Origin of the sequence: Otoolea muris, from assembly GCF_943193115.1 — a bacterium.
Classification (GTDB): domain Bacteria; phylum Bacillota; class Clostridia; order Lachnospirales; family Lachnospiraceae; genus Otoolea; species Otoolea muris.
In genome coordinates this window covers 32,173-52,763 of the sequence record NZ_CALPCY010000014.1, presented here as the reverse complement: position 1 = coordinate 52,763, position 20,591 = coordinate 32,173, and the positions used below count along the sequence as shown (strand labels likewise).

Annotated in this window: 21 protein-coding genes; 19 read left to right on the top strand and 2 right to left on the bottom strand. The window is 54.7% G+C overall.

What is annotated here, in order from left to right; all coding sequences use genetic code 11:
• The first annotated feature begins 95 nt into the window (after positions 1–95).
• From NFS31_RS10715 to NFS31_RS10685, 7 genes are all read left to right on the top strand, one after another.
• On the top strand, positions 96–1,037 hold the full coding sequence (locus tag NFS31_RS10715) for an NAD(P)-dependent oxidoreductase (RefSeq protein WP_251494678.1): 942 nt from the start codon (positions 96–98) through the stop codon (positions 1,035–1,037).
• A 109-nt stretch (positions 1,038–1,146) separates the two neighbouring features.
• Complete coding sequence (locus NFS31_RS10710; protein ID WP_251494675.1) at positions 1,147–2,196, top strand: LacI family DNA-binding transcriptional regulator; 1,050 nt, start codon at positions 1,147–1,149, stop codon at positions 2,194–2,196.
• A complete protein-coding gene (locus NFS31_RS10705) occupies positions 2,196–2,414 on the top strand; it encodes a hypothetical protein (RefSeq protein ID WP_251494672.1) in 219 nt (72 codons plus the stop codon). Before NFS31_RS10710 ends, NFS31_RS10705 begins: the two co-directional genes overlap by 1 nt.
• Positions 2,415–2,578: 164 nt before the next feature.
• Positions 2,579–3,580 (top strand): 3-dehydro-L-gulonate 2-dehydrogenase, encoded by a 1,002-nt coding sequence (gene yiaK / locus NFS31_RS10700; protein ID WP_251494669.1) that lies wholly within the window; start codon positions 2,579–2,581, stop codon positions 3,578–3,580.
• Positions 3,581–3,789: 209 nt separating this feature from the next.
• Positions 3,790–3,984: a hypothetical protein gene (locus NFS31_RS10695; protein ID WP_251494666.1), complete on the top strand. Its 195-nt coding sequence runs from the start codon at positions 3,790–3,792 to the stop codon at positions 3,982–3,984.
• Between the two features lie 42 nt (positions 3,985–4,026).
• Complete coding sequence (locus NFS31_RS10690) at positions 4,027–5,505, top strand: MBOAT family O-acyltransferase (RefSeq protein WP_251494757.1); 1,479 nt, start codon at positions 4,027–4,029, stop codon at positions 5,503–5,505.
• Position 5,506: 1 nt separating this feature from the next.
• On the top strand, positions 5,507–6,997 hold the full coding sequence (locus NFS31_RS10685) for a hypothetical protein (protein WP_251494663.1): 1,491 nt from the start codon (positions 5,507–5,509) through the stop codon (positions 6,995–6,997).
• A gap of 3 nt (positions 6,998–7,000) precedes the next feature.
• On the opposite strand, the gene NFS31_RS10680 is transcribed toward NFS31_RS10685, so the two are convergent.
• On the bottom strand, positions 7,001–7,951 hold the full coding sequence (locus NFS31_RS10680; protein WP_251494659.1) for an L-lactate dehydrogenase: 951 nt from the start codon (positions 7,949–7,951) through the stop codon (positions 7,001–7,003).
• 185 nt (positions 7,952–8,136) lie between these two features.
• Between NFS31_RS10680 and NFS31_RS10675 the strand changes: the two genes are divergently transcribed.
• Entirely contained in the window at positions 8,137–9,837 is a 1,701-nt protein-coding gene (locus tag NFS31_RS10675) for a glutamine--tRNA ligase/YqeY domain fusion protein (protein ID WP_251494657.1), read from the top strand.
• Here the strand turns inward: NFS31_RS10675 and NFS31_RS27655 are convergent.
• Positions 9,821–10,009: a DUF6783 domain-containing protein gene (locus tag NFS31_RS27655; protein ID WP_465223434.1), complete on the bottom strand. Its 189-nt coding sequence runs from the start codon at positions 10,007–10,009 to the stop codon at positions 9,821–9,823. The two genes, NFS31_RS10675 and NFS31_RS27655, sit on opposite strands and share 17 nt — an antisense overlap.
• On the opposite strand from NFS31_RS27655, the gene NFS31_RS27650 reads away from it, so the two are divergent.
• The 11 genes from NFS31_RS27650 (at position 9,959) to hgdB (ending at position 20,529) form a co-directional block, all read left to right on the top strand.
• Positions 9,959–10,066, top strand: a complete 108-nt coding sequence (locus NFS31_RS27650; RefSeq protein ID WP_465223433.1) for a DUF6783 domain-containing protein — start codon at positions 9,959–9,961, stop codon at positions 10,064–10,066. The two genes, NFS31_RS27655 and NFS31_RS27650, sit on opposite strands and share 51 nt — an antisense overlap.
• Before the next feature lie 438 nt (positions 10,067–10,504).
• Positions 10,505–10,801 (top strand): OadG family protein, encoded by a 297-nt coding sequence (locus NFS31_RS10670; RefSeq protein WP_251494654.1) that lies wholly within the window; start codon positions 10,505–10,507, stop codon positions 10,799–10,801.
• Between the two features lie 43 nt (positions 10,802–10,844).
• Positions 10,845–11,273, top strand: a complete 429-nt coding sequence (locus tag NFS31_RS10665) for a biotin/lipoyl-containing protein (protein WP_251494651.1) — start codon at positions 10,845–10,847, stop codon at positions 11,271–11,273.
• A 39-nt stretch (positions 11,274–11,312) separates the two neighbouring features.
• Positions 11,313–11,762 carry a biotin/lipoyl-containing protein gene (locus NFS31_RS10660; protein WP_251494648.1) on the top strand — a complete coding sequence of 150 codons (450 nt, stop codon included), beginning with the start codon at positions 11,313–11,315 and terminating at the stop codon, positions 11,760–11,762.
• 11 nt (positions 11,763–11,773) lie between these two features.
• Complete coding sequence (locus NFS31_RS10655; RefSeq protein ID WP_251494645.1) at positions 11,774–12,913, top strand: sodium ion-translocating decarboxylase subunit beta; 1,140 nt, start codon at positions 11,774–11,776, stop codon at positions 12,911–12,913.
• A 43-nt stretch (positions 12,914–12,956) separates the two neighbouring features.
• Complete coding sequence (gene gctA, locus NFS31_RS10650) at positions 12,957–13,919, top strand: glutaconate CoA-transferase subunit A (RefSeq protein WP_251494643.1); 963 nt, start codon at positions 12,957–12,959, stop codon at positions 13,917–13,919.
• Between the two features lie 2 nt (positions 13,920–13,921).
• Positions 13,922–14,716, top strand: a complete 795-nt coding sequence (gctB, locus tag NFS31_RS10645; RefSeq protein ID WP_160225029.1) for a glutaconate CoA-transferase subunit B — start codon at positions 13,922–13,924, stop codon at positions 14,714–14,716.
• 197 nt (positions 14,717–14,913) lie between these two features.
• Entirely contained in the window at positions 14,914–16,680 is a 1,767-nt protein-coding gene (locus NFS31_RS10640; protein WP_160225028.1) for an acyl-CoA carboxylase subunit beta, read from the top strand.
• 377 nt (positions 16,681–17,057) lie between these two features.
• Positions 17,058–17,852 (top strand): (R)-2-hydroxyglutaryl-CoA dehydratase activase HgdC, encoded by a 795-nt coding sequence (gene hgdC, locus NFS31_RS10635; protein ID WP_251494641.1) that lies wholly within the window; start codon positions 17,058–17,060, stop codon positions 17,850–17,852.
• Positions 17,853–17,933: 81 nt separating this feature from the next.
• Positions 17,934–19,373 (top strand): (R)-2-hydroxyglutaryl-CoA dehydratase subunit alpha, encoded by a 1,440-nt coding sequence (gene hgdA, locus NFS31_RS10630; RefSeq protein WP_251494639.1) that lies wholly within the window; start codon positions 17,934–17,936, stop codon positions 19,371–19,373.
• A gap of 4 nt (positions 19,374–19,377) precedes the next feature.
• Positions 19,378–20,529, top strand: coding sequence for a (R)-2-hydroxyglutaryl-CoA dehydratase subunit beta (gene hgdB, locus NFS31_RS10625; RefSeq protein ID WP_251494637.1), 1,152 nt, complete (start codon positions 19,378–19,380; stop codon positions 20,527–20,529).
• Positions 20,530–20,591 lie beyond the last annotated feature (62 nt).

Sequence of the window (20,591 nt, the reverse complement as noted above, 5' to 3'; positions counted from 1 at the left end):
AATACCCCGCTGCCCTGCAGCGTGCAAGTTTGACGCCCCGTTGCTTGCAGCGGGGTTGTTGACTGGGGGAATAAGAACAGAGGAGGATGAACAAAATGAAAATCGTATTGCTGGAAGGACTCGGCGTTTCCCGGGAGACGCTTCAAAAACACGCCCGCAGGCTGGAAGCTATGGGCCATATGTTTACGGTTTACGAAAGGGATCCCGATCCCGGGGTACAGGCAGAGCGATGCCGGGACGCGGATGTGCTCATGCTGGCCAATATGCCCCTGGCCCCGTCCGCGCTGGAGGCCGCAAAAGAGCTGAAATTTATCAACGTGGCCTTTACCGGTGTGGATCATATCCCTATGGCCCAGGCCAGGCAGCGGGGCATTGCCGTGAGTAATGCTTCCGGCTATGCCACCCAGGCCGTGGCGGAGCTGAGCATCAGCTTTATGATCCAGTTGCTGCGGAATGTGGCAGAGACAGAAGCGCGCTGCCGCGAGGGAGGGACAAAGGATGGACTGGTAGGGAATCTTCTGTGCGGGAAAACGGTGGGGATTGTAGGCGCGGGGGCGATCGGAAGGAAGACGGCCGCGCTCTGTAAGGCATTCGGGTGCGCGGTGACGGCATTCAGCAGGAGCGCCGTGCGGGACGCGGCCATTGACCGGCAGACATCCCTGGAAGAGCTGCTTGGGGAGGCGGATATTGTATCGCTCCACTGCCCGCTGACAGAGGAGACAAAGGGCCTGATCGGGGAGGCGCAATTGCGGCTGATGAAAAAGAGCGCCATACTCATCAATACGGCCAGAGGCGGCGTTGTGGACAGCACGGCTTTGGCGCGGGCGCTTACAGAAGGGAGGATTGCCGGGGCGGCCTGCGACGTGTTTGAGACGGAACCGCCGCTTCCCGCGGATCACCCCCTGCTTCATTGCCCGAATACCATCGTCACGCCCCATATCGGGTTCGCCTCCGCGGAGTCCATGGAGCAGCGGGCGGATATTGTATTTGAAAACCTGTATTCCTGGCTGGATGGAACGCAGATCCATGCGGTTTGAGCGGATATGCAGGCTGAAAATAGATGCCAGGAGGGGAGAATTCCTGTACAGCGGACGGGGGACGCATACGCCCCTGACTGATTTAAAATGAGAGAGGATGGCGCGTGAAATGACCATTTATGACATTGCAAAAGAAGCGGGCGTGGCGGCCAGCACCGTCTCCAGGGTTATCAACAACAAACCGGGAATCAGGGAGGAGACGCGAAAGCGCGTCCGGGATCTTCTGGAGAAATACCATTACACGCCCAATGAGGCGGCCAGGGGGCTGGTAACCCAGTCCAGCCGCAGCATCGGAATCCTGATTGAGGATATCCGGGTGAGCCATCACACGGAAAGCGCCTACGTGATCGAGCAGGCGATGACGGCCAGAGGATATTGCTGCATTACACTGAGCACAGGGCCAGAGGAGCAGAAGAAGAGGGAATATGTCCGCATTCTCGGGCAGCGGAGAGTGGACGGCGCTATCCTGATTGGCTCCATGCTGGCCACAGAGGCCGTGAAAGAGAGCATAGAGAAGCACTTGAAGGAAATTCCGGTGGCCATTGTCAACGGAGCGCTCGATCTGCCGAACGTATACGGAGTCCTGACAGACGAGGCGGGCGGAATCCGCAGCGGGGTGCGCCTGATGGCCGGGAAAGGGAAGAGAAAGCTGGCCTTTATCAGGGATTCATGTTCCCCCTCCAACCTGGAAAAAGAAAACGGGTTTATCGCGGGCATGCTGGAGCTGGGCCGGAAACGGGAAGATCTGTGGATTTACCGTGAAACGGATGGGCCCGGCCGGGCATGCGGCGATAAAGGCGCGGTTAAACCATTGAGAACAACAAGAGAGTCCCTGAGAGAGGGATACCATATGGCCCTGAAGATCCTGGAAGATCATCCGGACGTGGAAGGGATGATCTTTTCCATTGATCTTCTGGCGGCAGGAGGAATCCAGGCACTGACGGAAAGAGGCGTGAAGGTCCCTGGTCAGGTAGCGGTCATGGGCGTGGATAACACCATTTACGGGGAACTGTGCTCCCCCAGGCTCACCACGCTGGATAACAAGCTGGAACAGGTGAGCGCCGCCGCGTCAAGAATCCTTCTGGATGCCCTTGAGGGAAAGGAAAATCCGCAGAAGATGATGCTGTTTACGGATATCATCGAGCGGGAGAGTACGTAATGCATCAGAACACGCAATACATCAATGACATCAATGACATCAATGCAGCAGCCGAACCGGAATGCGGCCGGACAGCCGGGAACAGGGCTGCCTGTATTTTGACAGGGAAAGCAATCGATTGCAATCACGGCTCATTTCGAGAAAAAGATATCGGAAATAACCTAATATCGGCTATAACAGTTCAGACGGGGTATTTTTTGTCCGCCTGCGCCGGATAAGGAGAATTCTATGTCCATCCGGTGCAGAATCTTAAGGGTTTCTGTCACATAGAAAAAAATCGCAAAACACCGGAAAAACAGACTTGAAATACGAAAGGAATTGTGATACTATTAACTCAAACAAATTGCAATCGATTGCAATCCATAAAGAGGAGGAAAAGAAAATGCGCGTAATGTATGAGGATATGGTAAAGCAATTTGAACGTATTTTAACAAAACACGGGTTCGATCCCGAAAGCGCCGCCGACGCGGCCTCCATTTTTGCCGGCAACAGCATGGCGGGCGTATATTCACACGGTTTAAACCGTTTCCCCAGGGTCGTATCCTACCTTGAAAAAGGAGAGATCGCCCCAGATGCCGCGCCTACCTGTGAGATGGGCATGGGGGCAATCGAGAGATGGGACGGGCACAGGGGATTCGGCCCGCTGAACGCGAGGAGGGCCATGGACCGGGCCTGTGATCTGGCAGAGGAATACGGCGTGGGCGTGGTGGCCCTGGGCAACAATAACCACTGGATGAGAGGCGGCAGCTACGGCTGGCAGGCCGCGGACCGGGGGTTTATCGGCATCTGCTGGTCCAACACCTGTCCCAATATGCCGGCCTGGGGCGGAAAGGACAAAAAGATTGGAAACAATCCCTTTGTGATGGCAATTCCCAGGAGCAGCGGGGATCATGTGGTCATTGACTGCGCCATGTCCCAGTTTTCTTACGGAAAGATGGAGGACTGCAGACTGAAGGGCCAGAAGCTTTCCGTCCCGGGCGGGTATGATTCTGAGGGCAGGCTGAGCACGGATCCGGCGGAGATCGAGAAGACGCAGCGGGTATTGCCCATGGGATACTGGAAAGGGAGCGGGATCTCCATTGCCCTGGACCTGATCGCCACCGTGCTTGCGGGCGGCAATTCGGTGAGCCGGATTGGAACCCTTGGGGACGAGGTGGGCCTGACCCAGATCATGATTGCCATTGCTCCCGGGAAATTCAATTCCGTGGAGCTGACCGATTCGGTTGTAAACGAAATCGTGGCGGATATCAAGACCTCCGTGCCCGCGCAGGAGGGCGGGCAGGTGTATTATCCCGGGGAACGGGCGCTGAAAAGCATTCAGGAAAACCGCAGGCTGGGTATCCCGGTGGTGGAGGAGATCTGGAATGCGGTGCTGGCCATGTAGGGAGCTGGTATAGCGTCATAGTATATTTGATACATTGCGTGTCATTTCAGCGCTTCCCGTATTGCTGTCCACAGGTATCCTCCCGTTTTCAAATTATCAGTGAATGGTGACAAAGCCAAGGATCAGACAAGGAAAAGTTTGACAAAAAACAACAATTGATGTAGGCTTGAACTGTATCCGTTACAGATAAAATGAGAGGGGATTCATCAATGGAAAGTAGAAGTGTCTGTATGCGGGCGATCTTCAGCGGGCTGTCAGAGAAGAACAGGGGCATCGGGCGGCTGGCTGCAAAGAGCATGAAGGTTGCGCAGGAGCCGGCGCAGCCGCCCGCGAAGCCCTCCAAAAGCGCCAGAAGGCAGCGGCAGGGACGTTTATATGTACTCTCGGAATTTCTCTGCGCCTGATTTTGTGAGTACATATACAGGAAAAGGAAGGCAGTGTTTAAGATGGTATTTCTCTCGGTTTCATACTATATCTTTCTGGCCGCCGCGGTCATGGTCTACTATCTGCTTCCCCTGCGGTTTCGCTGGCTGGCGCTTCTGGCCGCGAGCATGGCCTTTTACGTCAGGCTTTCGCACGGCCGGAAGCTCTTTTTCGCGATGGTTCTGTTCAGCTATGCGATGGGATTGTTTCTATATTATATGAGGAAGAACCGCGCAGAGAAAAGGCGGGAAGAAGGGGGCCCGCGCGCGCCGGAGCGGCTTCTTTTTGCGGCGGCGGTTTGCGCGGTTGCCGCGCCGCTTGTTGTGACGAAGAACGGCAATTTTATCCTGGAGTCCTTCCTTTGCCGGCCGGGGCGTTCTTTTATCATCCCCCTGGGCCTGTCCTTTTATACGCTGCAGATGATTGCCTATCTGGCCGATATTTTCACCGGCCGGATAGAGCCGGAGAAGAATCCGTTTCACTATATGCTGTTTATCTCCTTTTTCCCGCAGACGATCCAGGGGCCGATCCCGCGATTTGGCGATCTGGGGCGGCAGCTTCTCACCGGCCGCCGCTTTGACGAGGCCGGCTTTACAAGGGGGCTGCTCCTGATCGGCTGGGGATTTTTTTTGAAAATGATGATTGCGGATAAAGCGGCGGTTGTGGTGAATGCGGTGTTCGATCACTCTGCTATGTACGCGGGCTTCGTGGTATTTGCCGCGGGGGCGCTCTACAGCCTGCAGCTCTACGCGGACTTTATGGCGTGCGTCAGCATGGCCAGGGGCGCGGCGGCTTTATTCGGCGTGCAGCTCGCGGAAAATTTTAACCATCCCTACCTCGCGCTTTCCGTAAAGGAATTTTGGCAGAGGTGGCACATATCCCTAAGCTCCTGGCTGCGGGACTATATCTACATCCCGCTGGGCGGAAACCGCAAGGGGAGGATGAGGCGTTATATCAATCTGGCCCTGACGTTTGCCGTCAGCGGCGTCTGGCACGGGGCGGGGTACAAGTACCTGTTTTGGGGGCTTTTTCACGCCGCGTACCAGATTGGGGAGGAGATAACCGCGCCGGTTCGGGACAGGCTGTGCCGGCTCCTCGGCATCAGCGGGGACAGCCTTCTGCGGACTGTGCTGCGGCGGGCGGCGACCCTGTTTCCTGTTATGGCGGCCTGGATCGTGTTCCGGGCGGACAGCCTGCGGGAGGGGCTGCGCATGCTTTTTTCCATGGTTTCGGTGTGGAATCCGTGGATTCTCTTTGACGATACCCTGCTGCGTCTGGGGCTCGAATGGAAGGAATGGGCCGTTCTTCTCATTTCATCCTGGGTTCTTTTGCGGGCAAGCCTGCTCAAAGAAAGGCGCGGCCTGGAACTCTGGGACTGGCTTATGCGGCAGCATATCCTGTTTCGGTGGTTCTGCTATCTGGGCGCGGCGGTTGCTGTGTTTGTGTTTGGGACATACGGCTTTGGGTTCGACGCCCAGGCGTTTATTTACGGAGGATTTTGAGATGGGACGGTTTCATATCCGGTATTGGGCAAAGGCTGCGGTCTTTACAGCGGCGCTCTGGCTCTGCCTTGCGTCGGCCGGCCGCATTCTGACGCCGAAATTTTTCATTAACCAGACGTGGCCCGCCACCGCGACCTATCTCGGATTTTATCAGATGGAGGAGAATACGGTGGATGTGCTGTTTTTCGGCAGCAGCCATGCGGTCTCGCATTTTTCTCCGCAGAAGCTTTACGACGAGTACGGGATCCGCAGTTACAATCTGGGCTCTGATGGGCAGAACCTGTTGGTGTCATATTACTGGCTTTTGGAGGCCCTGCGCTTCCAGACGCCGAAGGCCGTCGTACTGGACTGCTATTTGCTGTTTCCCTACGACCGGAATGAGGCGCTCAACACGTCCGAGAGCTGTACCAGAAAGGCCATCGACTATATGAAGTGGTCCGGGGTCAAGCGGGCGGCCGTAAACGACATCTGCGCCCTGGACGAAAAACAGTCCGCCGCCAGCTATTATTTCCCCAATATCCGCTATCACACGCGCTGGATGAGTCTTAACGAGGATGATTTTGCATACAAGGAAATGAGCGCCCATTATGAGATGAAGGGCTTTACGGCCCTGCCCGGCATGTGCGGGAATGAGGAGTTCGAGCCATTTGAGGAAAACTCCGGGGAGGATGCGGAAGCGATGGTGGAGCTCATGAGAGCGTATCTCGACTGGATCGAGGCCCTTTGCAGGGAACGCGGGATCCGCCTGCTCCTCGTCAAAACGCCCACAACTATGGAGAATCCCGCGCGCTGCCGCGCAATCCGGCAGTATGCGCAGGAAAAGGGGATTCCGTTTTATGATTTCAATGAGAAACCGCTCTACGAATCCACAGGTCTTCATTTGGCTGCGGACAGCCACGACAACGGCCATGGAAACATTTGGGGGGCGGAAAAGGTCACTTCCCGTCTGGGGAAGATCCTCAGCGGGGAATACGGGATCGCCGGACAGACGGATCACCAGTGGGAGGACACAAAAGCCTGGTATGAGGGCGTGAAAAAGGACTGTGAGCTTATATATCAGACAGGGCTTTCCGATTATCTGGCCTGTCTGGACGATGCGCGCTATACCGTATTCATGGCCATCCGCGGGGAAGAGCCCGCCGTCCTGCCAAAGGGCGCGTGGGAGAGAATGAACGCCCTGGGGCTTAAGGAAAACCCGGAAGGAAAGCCCGGGCTCAGCTATTACGCCGTGGCCGCCGGGGGCGCGGCGATCGAGGCGGCGGGGAGCGGAGAGCTGGCAACAGAGGGACGCATATGCGGCGGACGGGTATCCTATGAAATAAAAAGCACGGGAGCCGGGGAGAAGAGCGCGTGCTCGATCCGCATCGGCGAAAGCGAGCTGTCCAGGAACCGCCGCGGGCTGAACGTGGTCGTGTACAATCACGTCACGAAAACCGTCGTGGATTCCGTGTGCTTTGACATCATGGCTCCCGCGGCCCCGGCCAGCCGGTAGATTTTAATCGTCAAGCTCTTCATAGCACCGCTTCAGAGTCTGGCAGGACTGATCGAGCTTTTTAAGCTCCTCATCGTTCAAATCCAGAGTCAGGACGCGCTGGATTCCGTTCTGGTTGATGATGCAGGGAACCCCGACAAAGACGCCGTTCTGCCCATATTCCCCGCGCAGCATGGCCGACACGGTCAGTACGCTGTGTTCGTCCCCGAGAATCGCCTTTGTGATGCGCGTCATCGCCATGCCGATACCGTAATAAGTGGCATTTTTAGCCTCAATGATCTTATAAGCCGCTGTCCGCACCTCCTCGGAAATCTTTTCCAGATCCCCGGCGCAGACGCTTCCGTGGGATTCATCGCACAGAGCGCTCACGGATTTAGTGGCCACCATGGCCTGGCTCCAGGGCACAAATTCCGTGTCCCCGTGCTCGCCGATAACATAGGCGTGTACGTTGCGGGGATCCACCCGTAAATATTCCCCCAGCAGGTAGCGCAGCCTGGCCGTGTCCAGCGCCGTCCCGGTTCCGAGCACCCTTCTGGGGTTAAAGCCGGAGATCGCGCAGGTAATGTGCGTCATGACATCCACCGGGTTCGTGGCCACCAGAAAAATCCCGTTAAAGCCCGAAGCCGTGATCGGATCCACGATGGACTGAAAAACCGTCATATTCCGTTTCAAAAGATTCAGCCGGCTTTCCCCCGGCTTCTGCGCAACCCCGGCGCAGATAACGGCAATGTCCGCATCCGTGCAGTCGCGGTAGCTCCCGGCGTAGATCTTCATGCTGGATCCCGAAAAAGCCAGCCCGTGATTCAAATCCATCGCCTCGCCCACCGCCCGCTCGCGGTTCACGTCAATCAAAACCAGCTCGTCGCAGACGCTCTGGTTGAGCAGCGCGTAGGCATAGCTCATTCCTACCATCCCTGTGCCGATCAGTGCAATTTTGCGGTTATCTCGTTTCATAGTCCCTCCTGATTTGTAATTGTGGAAAGAATGAATTCCTTTGATATAGGATCGTTATAAAGTAAACATACCCGGAATGGGGGAAAATATGCGTGAAAGCCGCCGCAGACAATTTCACCTTTTCCATTCGCACAAAATGTGATATGATTATACCAATCTTTGAAACATTGACGGAGGAAATGCTTATGGAAGAGAATAAAAACACGGCTGCTGTCACGGAAGACGGTAAAGAAACCGTTTCCAAGAATTTTATTGAAAGAGAGATTGACAAGGATCTCGCGGAGGGAGTCTACAATCATGTCCAGACCCGTTTTCCGCCGGAGCCGAACGGTTATCTGCACATCGGGCACGCGAAGTCCATTATCTTAAATTCCGGGCTTGCAAAGCAGTATGGGGGAAAGTTCAACCTGCGCTTTGACGACACGAACCCCACGAAGGAGAAGACGGAATTTGTGGAATCCATCATTGAGGACGTAAAGTGGCTGGGCGCGGAATTTGAGGATCGCCTGTTTTTTGCGTCGGATTATTTCCAGACGATGTACGAGTGCGCGGTGCTTCTGATTAAAAAGGGAAAGGCGTTTGTCTGCGATCTGAGCGCGGACGAGATCCGCGGGTACCGGGGCGACTTTAACAGCCCGGGAAAGGAAAGCCCGTGGAGGAACCGGTCCGTTGAAGAAAACCTTGAATTATTTGAGAATATGAAAAACGGCGTGTATAAGGACGGGGAGAAGGTGCTCCGGGCGAAGATCGACATGGCCTCCCCGAATATCAATATGCGCGATCCGGTGATCTACCGTGTGGCCCATATGGCCCATCACAATACGGGGGACAAGTGGTGTATTTATCCCATGTATGATTTCGCACATCCGATCGAGGATGCGGTGGAGCACATCACGCATTCCATCTGCACCCTGGAATTTGAGGATCACCGGCCGCTCTACGACTGGGTGGTGAGAGAGTGTGAGTTTGAGGATCCGCCGCGCCAGATCGAGTTTGCCAAGATGTACCTGACCAATGTCATTACCGGGAAGCGTTACATCAAAAAGCTGGTGGAGGACGGGATTGTGGACGGCTGGGACGATCCGCGCCTGGTGACGATCGCGGCTTTGAGGAGAAGAGGCTACACGCCGGAGTCCATCCGCCGGTTCGTGGAGCTGGCCGGCGTGTCCAAGGCAGACAACTCGATCGACAGCGCCATGCTGGAATACTGCCTGCGCGAGGACTTAAAGCTTAAAAAACCGCGGGTAATGGCGATCCTTGACCCGATCCGCCTCGTGATCGACAATTATCCCGAAGGAGTGACAGAGGAGCTGGACGCCCCGAATAATCTGGAAAATGAGGCGCTTGGATCCCGGAAGCTCCCGTTTGGGCGCGAGCTCTACATCGAGCGCGATGATTTTATGGAGGAACCGCCGAAGAAATACTTCCGCCTGTTCCCGGGCAATGAGGTGCGCCTGATGAACGCCTATTTTGTGACTTGTACAGGATGCGAGAAGGATGAGGACGGAAAGGTGACGGTTGTGCACTGTACGTATGATCCCGAGACGAAGAGCGGATCCGGTTTTACGGGCAGAAAGGTAAAGGGAACCATCCACTGGGTAGCCGCATCGTCGGCCATAAAGGCAGAGTGCCGTCTGTATGAGAATCTGGTGGACGAGGAAAAGGGCAAGCTGAACGCGGACGGAAGCCTGAACTTAAATCCAAACTCCCTGACCGTATTAAAGGAATGCTATCTGGAGCCGGGCTTAAAGGACGCAAAGGCTTACGACAGCTTCCAGTTCGTGAGAAACGGATATTTCTGCGTGGACAGTAAAGACAGCGCGCCGGGCGTTCCGGTATTTAACAGGATTGTTTCGCTTAAGAGTTCCTTTAAGGTCGGGAAATAGGGAGCGGGCCGGCCTTTGCCATGCTAGAGCGTGTTTGAAAATTGCTTTCTGGTAGCTGTGCGTGCCACTTTGTGGGAGATTTGTGCCAAATGAACGCGGCGCAGTGGGCTGCGTTAAGTGAATTTGGCACAAATATACCGCGAAGTGGGGCGTGCAGATGCCAGGAATGAATTTTCAAACACGCTCTAAGGAACTGTCACGAAATAAATTAGCCATTCAGCTTGTCTAAATGCCCATCTGCCGCATCAGAAAATCTTGACGCAGCCCGCTACGCCTGCGATTTTCTTCTTTGCAGATGAACATTTATCCAGCGCCGTCCGGCTAATTTATTTCGTGACAGTTCCTAACTATATGAAATGAACGAAAAAACGGTTTCCACATAGTGAAAATTTGTCGGAAACCGTTATTTTTTTTCGCCGCAAACCGCGTTTTTTGTGCAGATTTTATGAAAGCGTCGGTTGACATTTAGGGGGGGAGCTGGTATAATTTAACCATAGTGAGCTTGATGCATTTTGTCTAAATGCAGGCTTAACGAAGAAAAAGGGGAGTTTTCCCTTTTTTAAAATAGCTTTCAAAAATGGAATGCATTCCATAATACGGAAAGTGAGAAAGCGAAACTGGTCCGGCGCCAGAAAAGAGCCGTAATAAAAAAGGAGGTGCAAAGCACATGTGGACTGAATCAACCATGCCCATAGGACAGTCATTGATCGTTTCTCTGCTGGGAATTTCCATTGTTTTCCTGACGCTGATGGTACTGTCTTTGGCCATCATTCTGATTTCCAGGGCCCTGGGCGCATTTATCAAGGACAGCGCTCCGAAGCCGGCTGTAGCGGCGGCTCCAGCCCCGGTCGTGTCAGATGAGGCAGACAAGGAGGTTCTCGCCGTACTGATGGCGACAATCGGAGAGGATCTGGGGACGACGCCCGATCGGTTCAGGATTTTGAACGTAACGGAACTTAAGTAAAATCAGGAATGGAAGGTAATTTGAAAGGAAGGTTATAGCAGTTATGAAATATACGGCTACCCTCAATGGAAAACAGTACGAAGTTGAGCTTGAGAGAATGGATGATTATGCACCGATCCCAAGATACGGCGAAGCGCCGGCGGCTCCGATTACGGCTCCGGCTCCTGCAGCGGCCCCGGCGCCCGCAGCGCCAGCTCCTGCCCCGGCGGCTCCCGCGCCAGCGCCCGCCCCTGCTCCGGCAGCAGCCCCGTCAGCGGGAAGCACGACGATCGAAGCGCCGATGCCCGGCAAGATTCTGAACGTAAAGGTTTCCGCAGGCCAGGCGGTGAAATTCGGCGAGGTTGTCATCATCATGGAGGCCATGAAGATGGAGACCGAGATCGTGGCTCCGGCGGACGGCACGGTTGCCCAGATTCTGGTGAAGGCCGGCGACGCAGTGGATACCGGCGCGGCTTTGGTTACTCTGGGCTGATAAAGGATACAGGAAATCTATCGAAAGGATGTAAAAACTATGAAATATGTTGCTACGATCAATGGAAAAAGATATGAAGTTGAGGTAGAGAAGTTAGAAGCATACAAATCCCTGGATCGCAACGGCGTGGCGGCTCCGGCCACTCCGGTTCTGGCATCCGCAGCGCCAGCGCGCCGTCCGGCGGCCCCTGCCCCGGCGCCCGCAGCGCCAGCTCCTGCCCCGGCGGCTCCCGCGCCAGCGCCCGCCCCTGCTCCGGCAGCAGCCCCGTCAGCGGGAAGCACGACGATCGAAGCGCCGATGCCCGGCAAGATTCTGAACGTAAAAGTTGCCGCGGGCCAGGCGGTGAAGTTCGGCGAGGTTGTCATCATCATGGAGGCCATGAAGATGGAGACGGAGATTGTGGCTCCGGCAGACGGAACCGTAAGCCAGATTCTTGTAAAGGCAGGAGACGCTGTAGATACGGGAGCTGCCTTGGTTGCTCTTAACTAGGAGGTAAAGTAATGAACTTTTTTGAAATCCTGAGCGAACTGCTTGCACAGTCCGGTTTTGCCGCGCTTGGCTGGAGAAACTGTGTCATGTTCCTCATTTCCTTTCTTCTTTTATACATGGCGATCAAAAAGCAGTATGAGCCGCTTCTTCTGCTCCCGATCGCGTTCGGCATATTCCTTGCCAACCTGCCTCTGGCAAATTTGATGAAAGAGTCCGAGCCGTGGTACACGCAGGGCGTTCTGCGCATTATATACGGCGGCGTAAAATCCAGCCTGTTCCCCTGCCTGATTTTCATGGCGGTAGGCGCGATGACAGATTTCGGCCCCCTGATTGCGAACCCCATAAGCCTTTTGCTGGGCGCGGCGGCGCAGGGCGGCATTTATGTTGCGTTTATTCTGGCCAATGCAACCGGCCTGTTTACTGTGGGCGAGGCGGCCGCGATCGGCATCATCGGCGGCGCGGACGGCCCGACAGCCATCTATGTGGCGAATAACCTGGCTCCGGATTTGGTGGCGCCCATCGCGGTGGCGGCTTACTCCTACATGGCCCTGATTCCGATGATCCAGCCGCCAATCATGAAGCTTCTGACGACAAAGAAGGAGCGCTCAGTTGTGATGAAGCAGCTCCGCAAGGTGAGCAAGGTGGAGAAGATTGTGTTCCCCGTATTTGTGGTGCTGTTCTGCTCCCTCCTGCTTCCGTCCGTAGCCCCTCTTCTGGGCATGCTGATGTTAGGCAACCTGTTCCGCGAGGCGGGCGTGGTGGAGCGTCTCTCCGACACGGCGCAGAATGCGTTATGTAATATTGTTACCATTATGCTGGGCACCACGGTAGGCGCCACGGCGGACGGGGAGATTTTCCTCCGCATTCAGACAATTGCCATTATCTGCATGGGCCTTCTGGCCTTCTGCTTTGCAACGATCTGCGGCGTGCTGTTAGGAAAGGTTCTCTATGCCGTGACAGGCGGCAAGATCAATCCGCTGATCGGCTCCGCCGGAGTATCCGCTGTTCCTATGGCGGCCCGTGTGGCGCAGACAGTCGGCTCAAAAGAGAACCCGACCAACTTCCTGCTGATGCACGCAATGGGGCCAAACGTGGCAGGCGTAATCGGTTCCGCAGTAGCGGCCGGTTTCTTTATGCTGATATTTGGCTGATGATACTCGCTAGAAAAAAATTTATATAAAAGGAGGCTTTATTGTGAGTAATAAAGTATGTACGTTACAAGAGGCGGTTGCTAAGTATGTAGAAGACGGCGATTCGATCTCCTTCGGCGGTTTTACAACCAACAAAAAACCGATGGCAGCGGTTCGTGAAATTCTTCGTCAGGGCAAAAAGGATTTTGTCGCCTGGGCAGGCCCGGCCGGATCCGACTGGGATATGCTGATCGGCGAGGATCGCGTGAAGGCTTACATTAACTGCTATACCGCAGACTCCGGCGTGACGAATGTATCCCGCCGTTTCCGCAAGAAAATCGAGGCCGGCGAACTCATTTACGAGGATTATTCCCAGGATGCCATTATGTACATGCTCCATGCATCCTCTCTCGGACTTCCGTTCCTTCCGGTGCGCTTCATGATCGGTTCCGGTCTGGTTGATGAGTGGGGAATCAGCAAAGAGGTGCGTCAGACGATTGACAAGCTGACGGACGACAAATTTGTATACATGGATAACCCGTTCAATCCGGGCGAGAAGGTAGTCTGCCTTCCGGTTCCGAAGCTGGATACCGCGATCATCCATGTGCAGAAGGCGTCTCCGGACGGAACCTGCATCCTGATGGGCGATGAGTTCCATGACATTGATATCGCAGTGGCGGCCAGAAAAGTGATCGTTACCTGCGAGGAGCTGGTGAGCAATGACGTGATCCGCAGAGATCCGCAGGCGACGAAGCTTCCGTGCTTTGTTGTAAACGCGGTTTGCGAGGTTCCCTACGGCGCATATCCGACGCAGTGCTATGGCTACTATGATTATGACAATTCCTTCTTAAAGGCATACGGCGCAGCCAGCAAGACGGAGGAGGACTTCAAGGCATTCTTAAACGAATACGTTTACGGCGTAAAGGATCAGGCAGAGTTCCTTGAGAAGATCGGTGTGAACCGTCTCCTTAAGTTAAAAGTATCTGATGGATACGGCTATGCGACAGATATAAGCAAGGAGGATTAATCATGGCTGACTACACAAAGTATACAAACAAAGAGATGCAGGCAATCACACTTGCAAAGTGCATCACAAATGACAATATCGCAATTGTTGGAACAGGACTTCCGTTAATCGGCGCATCCGTTGCAAAACGTCTGTTTGCGCCCAAGTGCAACTTAATCGTTGAGAGCGGCCTCATGGACTGCTCCCCCATCGAGGTTCCGCGTTCCGTAGGCGACCTGCGCTTCATGGCGCACTGCGGCTGCCAGTGGCCGAACATCCGCTTCATCGGCTTTGAGACCAATGACTGGCTGCATGACAACGAGAGAGTCGTTGCCTTCATCGGCGGCGCTCAGATCGACCCCTACGGAAATGTAAACTCCACCTGTATCGGCGATTACCATGCGCCGAAGACGCGTTTCACCGGATCCGGCGGAGCGAACGCGATCGCAACCTTTAACAACACCATCATCATGATCCAGCATGAGAAGAGAAGATTCATGCAGAAGATCGACTATGTGACCAGCCCGGGCTGGATCGACGGACCTGGCGGACGTGAGAAACTCGGCCTTCCGGGCAACCGCGGACCGCAGGCGGTCGTTACGGATCGCGGCATCCTGAAGTTTGACGAGAAGACAAAGAGAATGTACCTCGCCGGCTACTATGAGACTTCCTCACCGGAGGATGTAATCGAGAATACAGGCTTTGACATCGACGTTTCCAGAGCCGTGAAGCTGGACGCTCCGGATCCGGAGGTTATCCGCATGATCCGCGAGGAGATCGATCCGGGCCAGGCATTCATCCAGGTTCCGAAGGACTGATCAGACGGGACTGTCCGGATCGTCTGATATGCTACGATCAGACAAGGTAACGACACATCTGTCCGGCCCGGCGCGCGGCGCTGCGTGCGGGGCACGGACAGGACATTTGCAGCAGGAAGGGTTCCGGTGACAGCCGAAGACAGAAAGGCGCTGCCGGACCGCCTGCTGCGGCCATTCAGAATAGGAGATTAGAAGACATGAATATGTATTCAATGCCAGGATATTTCCAGAACATGCCGACCGTTGGTAAGGAGCTGGTAAACCCGAATGCAGAAAACACTGACAGCTTAAAGGCAGTAGAGAATGACATCCACGCATCAATTGAGAAGGTTCTTGCGGCTGGTATCACATCCGAAGAAAAATTAAACGAGCGCGGACAGTTATCCGCCATGCAGCGTATCAACGCGCTGATCGACGCCGGCACATGGTGCCCGTTGAACAGCCTGTTCAATCCGGAGAACAACAAGTTCGGCACCACGAATATCGTAAACGGCCTTGGCCGCATCGGCGGAAAGTGGGCTGTGATCGTTGCGTCTGACAACAAGAAGATGGCCGGCGCATGGGTTCCGGGCCAGGCGGAAAACCTTCTGCGCTGCTCTGACACAGCGAAGATGATGCACCTTCCGCTCGTATACCTGTTAAACTGCTCGGGCGTTGAGTTCCCGAATCAGGATAAAGTATATCCGAACCGCCGCGGCGGCGGCACCCCGTTCTTCCGCAACTCGGAGTTAAACCAGCTCGGCATCCCGGTTATCGTAGGCATCTACGGAACCAACCCGGCGGGCGGCGGATACCACAGCATTTCCCCGACCATTCTGATCGCGCATCAGGACGCCAATATGGCAGTCGGCGGCGCTGGTATCTTAAGCGGTATGAATCCCAAGGGATATATTGACGAAGAGGCGGCGGAGCAGATCGTTGCGGCCCAGATTGAGAACAGCAAGCAGCACGTTCCGGCTCCGGGTTCTGTTCCGATCCACTATGATGAGACAGGCTTCTTCCGCGAGGTATACCAGAACGACGTAGGCGTAATCGAGGGCATTAAGAAATATATCAGCTACCTTCCGGCCTACAATTTAGAGTTCTTCCGCGTTGACGCCCCGAAGGCCCCCCTGCTTCCGGCTGAGGATCTTTACAGCATCATCCCCATGAACCAGAAGCGTCCCTACGATGTGTACGATGTAATCGGCCGCCTCTTTGACGGCAGCGAGCTGGCGGAGTACAAGAAGGGCTATGGTCCTGAGATGGTAACCGGCCTTGCGAAGGTGAACGGCCTCTTAGTCGGTGTGATCGCCAACGTACAGGGCCTGCTCATGAACTATCCGGAGTACAAGCAGAATTCCGTAGGTATCGGCGGCAAGCTGTACCGTCAGGGCTTAATCAAGATGAATGAGTTTGTGACGCTTTGCGCGCGTGACCGGATCCCGCTGGTATGGCTGCAGGATACCACAGGTATCGATGTAGGCGACGAGGCGGAGAAGGCGGAGCTTCTGGGCCTTGGCCAGTCCTTAATCTACTCCATCGAGAACTCCAAGCTCCCGTCCTTACAGGTAACGCTTCGTAAGGCGAGCGCGGCGGCCCACTATGTATTAGGCGGCCCGCAGGGCAACAATACTAACGTATTCTCCATCGGCACCGGCGCATGCGAATACTACGTAATGCCGGGTGAGACGGCTGCAAACGCCATGTACTCCAGAAAGCTGGTGAAGGCGAAGAAAGCCGGCGAGGACATGACCCCGATCATCGGCAAGATGAACGAGATGATTCAGATGTACACCGACAAGTCCCGTCCGAAATACTGCACCGAAAAGGGTATGGTAGACGAGATTGTGGATGTAACGGATCTTCGTCCGTATATCCAGGCGTTTACAGAGGCTGTATATCAGAACCCGCAGTCCATCTGCCCGATGCATCAGATGATCGCTCCGAGATCCATCCGCGAGTTCCAGACCTTTGGCAAATAAGCTTTGGACGGAGGAACCGTTTATCAGATACGACATGCCGTAAGACGGCATTCCTGCAATAAGTGAATGTATAGTAACCAATTTAAGTTGCTGTGTGAATAAATGATTGATAGTAGATAGTAGAAAGTCTCGAAATTTCGTAAAGTTTCGGAACTTACGGATGAATCGGGCAAGGGCTGCTGGAACCTTTGCTCGATTTATCATTATAAGGACAGCAGATGCGCGGCCATATTTTGGCAGATAAGCTGAAAATAATAATAGTCTTATCATTTTTTTTATGGAATTTTGAACAATTTCCAGCGACTTTTACCGGGGATTGTGGTATACTGTCCATATGAGCTGAGTACATAACATAGAAATGGAGGATACAGGAAACGATGAGTGCAATTTACACATTAGGTATCGACGTCGGCTCGACTGCGTCCAAGTGCATTATCTTAAAGGACGGCCAGGAAATCGTCGGAAAATCCCTGATTGACGTCGGCGCCGGAACCAGCGGCCCGCAGCGAGCCATTGAGGCGGTATTGAGCGAAGCGGGCATGAAGAAAGAAGATATGGCGTTCACGCTGGCGACGGGCTATGGCCGCACCTCTCTGATGGACGGCATTGCCGACAAGCAGATGAGCGAACTTTCCTGCCATGCAAAGGGGGCGGCGTTCCTGTTCCCCAATGTTCACACCGTTATTGACATCGGAGGCCAGGACGTAAAGGTGCTCCACATTGACAACGGCGCGATGACAAATTTCCAGATGAATGACAAGTGCGCGGCCGGGACCGGGCGGTTCCTGGACGTGATGGCGCGCGTCCTGGAGGTTAAGGTAGAAGATTTGGGAAGACTGGGCGCGATGTCCCAGAAAAAGGTGGGCATCAGCTCGACCTGTACGGTTTTCGCGGAGAGCGAGGTGATCAGCCAGCTTGCCATGGGAACTGATAAATGTGACATTATAGACGGGATCCACCGCTCTGTCGCACACCGTGTGACTGGCCTTGCGCACCGGATCGGCGTGGCGCCGGATGTCGTGATGACAGGCGGCGTGGCCCAGAATACAGGCGTTGTAAAGGCGCTCCAGGAGGAGATCGGATGTCCGATCAAGACCTCCCCGCTTACACAGTATAACGGCGCGCTCGGCGCCGCCCTCATGGGATGGCAGGCCGCGAGCCGCAGGAAGTAAAGACAGAAAGCTACCGTTCAGCCTGGCGTTTAGAGCCAGGGGCTGAATCGTAACGATAGAAAAGAATGGAGGATAATTATTATGGCAAAACAAGTTAGTCCTGGCGTTCTCGCACTCCGTAAGGTCGTAGACGACGTCCACACAGAGGCGCGCGAAGCCAAAAAGAGAGGCGAATTAGTAGGCTGGTCCTCTTCCAAGTTCCCGTGCGAGCTTGCGGCGGCGTTTGATCTTCACGTGATGTATCCGGAGAATCAGGCGGCTGGTATCGCTGCAAACCGTTACGGCGAGATTCTCTGCCAGGCCGCCGAGGATCTGGGATATGACAACGATATCTGCGGATATGCGCGTATCAGCCTTGCCTATGCGGACGGCAAGCGCGCGGCCAGAAAGTTCGATCCCGAGACAGGCGAGTATGTGATCGATCCGAGCACAGGAAGACCGTTAAAGGATGCGGAAGGAAAGGTTGTGATGGATCCCGAGACAGGAAAGCCGAAAAAGGATCCGAAGACACAGACCCCGTATATCGTCCTGGACGACTTGAATGAGATCAACGCCATGCCGGACGGCCCGGAGAAAGAGCGCCGCTTAGAGGCTATTTCCCCGATCCGCCAGATGCAGATCCCGCAGCCGGATTTCGTGCTCTGCTGCAACAACATCTGCAACTGCATGACAAAGTGGTATGAGAATATCGCCCGTATGCACAATATCCCGCTGATCATGATTGACATCCCCTACAACAACACCGTAGAAGTGGACGACGAGAACGTGAGATACGTGCGCGCCCAGTTTGATCAGGCGATCAAGCAGTTAGAGAAGCTGACAGGAAAGAAATTTGATGAGAAGAAGTTTGAGCAGGCATGCGCAAACGCGAACCGTACCGCGAAGGCATGGTTAAAGGTCTGCGATTACCTGCAGTATAAGCCCGCCCCCTACAGCGGTTTTGACTTGTTCAACCATATGGCCGACGTTGTTACAGCCCGCGCCAGAGTGGAAGCTGCCGAGGCGTTTGAGCTTCTGGCAAAAGATCTGGAGGAGACGGTAAAGAACGGCGAGACGACCACTCCGTTCCCGGAGAAATACCGCGTGATGTTCGAGGGTATTCCCTGCTGGCCGAAGCTTCCGGCTCTCTTTAAGCCTCTGAAGGAGCACGGCGTAAACGTTACCGCCGTTGTATATGCGCCGGCCTTTGGTTTTGTTTACAACAATATGGACGAGATGGCCCGCGCGTACTACAAGGCCCCCAACTCTGTCTGCATCGAGCAGGGCGTTGACTGGCGTGAAGGCATCTGCCGTGACAATAAGGTAGACGGCGTTCTGGTTCACTACAACAGAAGCTGTAAGCCCTGGAGCGGATATATGGCTGAGATGCAGCGCCGCTTTACGGACGACTTAGGCGTTCCGTGCGCAGGCTTTGACGGCGACCAGGCTGACCCGCGTAACTTCAATGCCGCACAGTATGAGACCCGCGTACAGGGCCTTGTAGAGGCAATGGAAGCAAATAAGCAGGCAAAGGAGGCATAATCAAATGAGTATCAACGCATTATTAGACGAATTTAAAGTAAAAGCAGCCAGCCCCAAAAAGCTGCTTGCCGAATATAAAGCGCAGGGCAAAAAGGTAGTCGGCGTTCTTCCGTACTACGCGCCCGAGGAGCTGGTTTATGCCGCCGGCATGGTTCCCATGGGGATCTGGGGCTCCAACAACAAGACGATCAGCCGCGCCAAGGAATACTGCGCGACCTTCTACTGCACCATCGCCCAGCTCGCTCTGGAGATGATGTTAGACGGCACGATGGACGGCCTGGACGGTGTGATCACGCCCACCATCTGCGACACGCTGCGCCCGATGAGCCAGAACTTCCGCGTTTCCATGGGAGAGAAGATGTCCGTTATCTTCCTGGCCCACCCGCAGAACCGTTTTGAGGACTTTGGCCTTCAGTTCTGTATGGATCAGTACAACCATGTAAAGAAGGAGCTTGAGAAGCTTTCCGGCAAGGAGATCACCAATGAGGCGATCCAGGATGCCATCAAGGTTTACAATAAGAGCCGCGCTGCCCGCCGCGAGTTCGTAAAGCTGGCAAGCGACCACTGCGACGTGATCACGCCTGTGAAGCGTTCCGCTGTCCTCAAGGCATTCTACTTCATGGAGAAGCCGGAGTACACAGAGAAGCTGAACGAGCTCAACGCAGAGCTGAAAGCGCTCCCGGTATGCGAGTGGGAGGGAACCAAGGTGGTTACCTCCGGTATCATCTGCGACAATCCGAAGCTGCTTGAGATCTTTGAGGAGAATAAGATTGCCATCGCCGCCGATGATGTGGCGCATGAGAGCCGTTCCTTCCGCACCGACGCTCCGGAGGATGAGGCAGATCCCATGATGGCGCTTGCAAAACAGTTTGCGAACATCGACTATGAGGTTCTTCTCTACGATCCGAAGTCTGCCGAGAACCGCCGCGGCGAGTTTGTAGCCAACATGGTAAAAGAGAGCGGCGCTCAGGGCCTGGTTCTCTTCATGCAGCAGTTCTGCGATCCGGAGGAGATGGAGTATCCGTACTTAAAGAAAGCGTTAAACGACGCGGATATCCCGCACATCAAGCTCGGTATCGACCAGCAGATGCGCGATTTCGGCCAGGCCAGCACAGCCATCCAGGCATTCGCTGACGTTCTGGAGATGCAGAAATAATCCGCTGAAAAATGTCCGGCCGTTTCAGAGCGTGTTTCATACGCGCTCCAGGCGGCTGGGAT